General features: G+C 64.1%; 3 protein-coding genes. 2 read left to right on the top strand and 1 reads right to left on the bottom strand.

The features are described from left to right. Window positions 1-195: 195 nt before the first annotated feature. Window positions 196-1140: a choline ABC transporter substrate-binding protein gene (locus Q0602_RS12655; RefSeq protein WP_298843792.1), complete on the bottom strand. Its 945-nt coding sequence runs from the start codon at window positions 1138-1140 to the stop codon at window positions 196-198. Between the two features lie 255 nt (window positions 1141-1395). Between Q0602_RS12655 and betI the strand changes: the two genes are divergently transcribed. Together betI and betB are read left to right on the top strand one after the other, a co-directional pair. Then, window positions 1396-2016 (top strand): transcriptional regulator BetI, encoded by a 621-nt coding sequence (betI, locus tag Q0602_RS12650; RefSeq protein WP_298843789.1) that lies wholly within the window; start codon window positions 1396-1398, stop codon window positions 2014-2016. Window positions 2017-2116: 100 nt separating this feature from the next. Beyond that, the gene (gene betB, locus Q0602_RS12645) at window positions 2117-3586 is read left to right on the top strand and encodes a betaine-aldehyde dehydrogenase (RefSeq protein ID WP_298843786.1); all 1470 of its coding nucleotides are present in this window, start codon (window positions 2117-2119) and stop codon (window positions 3584-3586) included. Window positions 3587-3823: the final 237 nt, after the last annotated feature.

The following is a 3823-nucleotide window of genomic DNA, read 5'->3' as shown; positions in this document are numbered from 1 at the left end:
ACAGGGGACCCCATCATTATGAGTGATGTGCTCTAACCAGCTGAGCTACGTAGCCGACGCTGCTGCCTGGAAACGGCAGACGTTGCCGAGTGACAACGGGGGCGGACTATACCTGCAGGCTCGTCGAAGGACAAGCCTGCAATGAGAATCGGCGCGATTTTCGGCTCGTTTTCCCACATCCGCCCTGGCGATGGCTCAGACGCCCAGCGCTTCCTTGACCGCCGGCAGGCCCGGTTCGCCATCGACCGTCTTGACGCCCTCGAGCCAGCCGTCCAGCGTCTCGGGATGCGCCTTGAGCCAGGCGCGGGCCGCGTCCTTCTCGTCCTCGCCGTCGTCCATGATGCTGCCCATGACCTCGTTCTCCATGTCGAGCGTGAAGCTCAGGTTCTGGAGCAGTTGGCCGACGTTGCCGCACTCGTCGATGTAGCCGGCGCGGGTGTTGGTATAGACGGTGGCGCCGCCGTAATCCGGACCGAAGTAGTCATCCGCGCCGGAGAGATAGCCGATATCGAAGTTGGTGTTCATCGGGTGCGGCGCCCAGCCCAGGAACACCATCCACTCCTTGCTCTGGGTACGCGCCCGGACCTCGGCGAGCATGCCGGCCTCGCTGGAGTCGACCAGTTGCCAGTCGCCCAGGCCGAAGGCGTCGTCATCGATCATCTGCTGGATGATCATGTTGCCGTCGTTGCCCGCTTCGATGCCGAACAGCTTGTGGCCGAACTGGTCCGCATGTTCGTCCAGGTCGGCAACCGAGGTGACACCGGCGTCGATGACGTATTCCGGTACCGCCAGGGTGTACTTGGCGCCTTCCAGGTTGGCGCGCGGACGGTCGACCTGCCCTTTCTCGATATAGGGGCCGCTGATCGACTTCATCGACGGCATCCAGTTACCCAGGAACACATCGAAGTCGCCGCCTTTCATGCCCGCGTAGGCCACCGGCACGGAGACGGTATCCGAACTCGCCTCATAGCCAAGACCCTCGAGCACGACGCTGGCCAAGGCGGTCGTCGCCTGGATGTCGGTCCAGCCCACCTCGGCGAAGCGGACGGTCTGGCAGCTCTCGGGCTCCTGCGCCTGGGCCAAAGGCGCCGCCGCCAGGCCGGCACCGGCCAGGGTCCATAGAATCGGCTGATATCTCATGGTGCTTGAACTCCCTGAACGTATTGTAGATTTTGGTCAATAACCACTGATTATCGAATGTTAGATTTTCCATTCGATGACACAATACACTAGTTTTTGTTGATTGACCGTTCAATAAAAAATTTCCATAATGGGCGACGGATGACATCGCCGGTTCGATAGAAGCCGGGTTTCCCGGCGATGACTGGAAACCCGAGCCAAAACGGGTTATCCGTAAGGTTGGATTACGTCAGCCCCGATGCAGGAGTAAAGGCCTTGCCGAAAGTCGGTATGCAACCCATTCGCCGCCGCCAACTGATTCAGGCGACGCTGGAGGCGATCGACGAGGCGGGGCTGGCCGATGCCACGATCGCCAGGATCGCCAAGCGCGCGGGCGTCTCCACCGGCATCATCAGCCACTACTTCGCCGGCAAGGATGGGCTGCTCGAAGCGACCATGCGCCACGTCCTGAGCGATCTGGGCAACGCCGTGCTGGAACGGCGCGCGGCACTGGGCAACGCCCCGCCGGAGGCGCATCTGCACGCCATCATCGACGGCAACTTCGATCGCAGCCAGACCAGCCGTTCGGTAATGAAGACCTGGCTGGCCTTCTGGGCCAGCAGCATGCATCACCCCCCGCTGCAGCGGTTGCAGCGGGTCAACGACCGCCGGCTCTACTCCAACCTGAGCTGCCAGTTCCGGCGCGTGCTGCCGAAACGGGAAGCCCGAAACGCCGCGCGCGGGCTGGCCGCCCTGATCGACGGCTTGTGGCTGCGTGGCGCCCTGGCCCAGGAGGGCCTCGACGTGGACCGCGCCCGCCAGCTGGCCTACGACTATGTCCGGGTACAGCTCGAGACCGCCCGTCACAGTCGAACCCGCGCCAACGACTACGCTTGAAGGCACACGCGCCGAGCCAACGCAATCGATTCAACAACCGGATTCAGGCCGCCGAAACAGCGGCCACGCCATTTCATTCGCCATTCGAAGGAGAGTCATCATGGCACGACTCGAGACGCAGACACTCTACATCGACGGCCGCCACACCCCGGCCAGCGGCAACCAGACCTTCGACGCCGTCAATCCGGCCAATGGCGAGGTCATCGCCAGCGTGCAGCAGGCGACCGCCGCCGATGTCGACAAGGCCATCGAGAGCGCCCGCCGCGCCCAGCGCCAGTGGGCGGCGATGACCGGCATGGAGCGTGCGCGCATCCTGCACAAGGCAGTCGCCCTGCTGCGCGAACGCAACGACGAACTGGCCGAGCTGGAAACGCTGAACACCGGCAAGCCGATCAGCGAGACGGCCAGCGTCGACGTGGTGACCGGCGCCGATGCGCTGGAGTACTTCGCCGGCCTGGCGCCGAGCATCGAAGGCACCCAGATTCCGCTGCGCGAGGACTCCTTCGTCTATACCCGCCGCGAGCCGCTGGGGGTCATCGGCGCCATCGGGGCCTGGAACTACCCCATCCAGATCGCCTGCTGGAAAGCCGCCCCGGCCCTGGCCGCGGGTAATGCGGTGGTGTTCAAGCCGAGCGAGGTCACCCCGCTGACGGCGCTGAAGCTGGCAGAGATCTTCACCGAGGCCGGCCTGCCGGATGGCGTGTTCAACGTGGTCCAGGGCGACGGCAGCGTCGGCGCCATGCTCACCGAGCACCCGGGTCTTGCCAAGATCACCTTCACCGGCGAGGTGGGTACCGGCAAGAAGGTGATGTCCGCCGCGGCCGGCTCCACGCTCAAGGACGTCACCATGGAACTGGGCGGCAAGTCGCCGCTGATCGTGTTCGACGACGCCGATCTCGACCGTGCCGCCGACGGCGCGATGATGGCCAACTTCTACTCCAGCGGCCAGGTCTGCACCAACGGCACACGGGTGTTCGTGCACCGCTCGGTCAAGGACGCCTTCGAGGCCAAGATCGTCGAGCGGGTCAACCGCATCAAGGCCGGCGATCCGCTGGATCCGGAGACCAATTTCGGCCCGCTGGTCAGCTTCGAGCATCTCGAGAAGGTGGCGAGCTACCTGGAGATCGCCAAGCAGGATGGCGCGCGCCTGCTGGTGGGTGGCGACCGCATGACCGAGGGCGATTTCGCCAAGGGTGCCTGGGTCGCGCCCACCGCCTACACGGATTGCGATGACGACATGCGTATCGTCAAGGAAGAGATCTTCGGTCCGATCATGTCGATCCTCGCCTTCGATGACGAGGAAGAGGTGATCCGCCGCGCCAACGACACCGAGTACGGCCTGGCCGCGGGCCTGTTCACCGAGAGCCTCAACCGCGCCCACCGCGTCATCCACCGGATCGAAGCCGGTATCTGCTGGATCAACACCTGGGGCGACTCCCCCGCGGAGATGCCGGTGGGCGGCTACAAGCAGTCGGGCATCGGCCGCGAGAACGGTGTCGAGACGCTGGCGCACTATACCCAGACCAAATCGGTGCAGATCGAGATGGGGCCGTTCGCCTCGGTGTTCTGACATCAGCGACGGGCGCCGGGCCATGAGCTGCGAGCTGAAGGTCACAAAGCGGAAAACCGGCGCGGGCAAGGGAAATCATCGGCTAACGTCTAAGGTTTGGCCCCTTCGCTCGTAGCTCGTAGCTCGTAGCTGCTGTTTAGCGCCCCGAAGCCGGCGCAGTCGTAGCTCGTAGCTCGTAGCTCATAGCTCGTAGCTCGTAGCTCGTAGCTCGTAGCTCGTAGCTCGTAGCTCGTAGCT

The sequence above is a fragment of the uncultured Salinicola sp. genome (genome assembly GCF_937921195.1).
Taxonomy (GTDB): domain Bacteria; phylum Pseudomonadota; class Gammaproteobacteria; order Pseudomonadales; family Halomonadaceae; genus Salinicola.
Note: the sequence above shows the minus strand (reverse complement) of the source record. Positions and strands in the feature narration are given on the sequence as shown.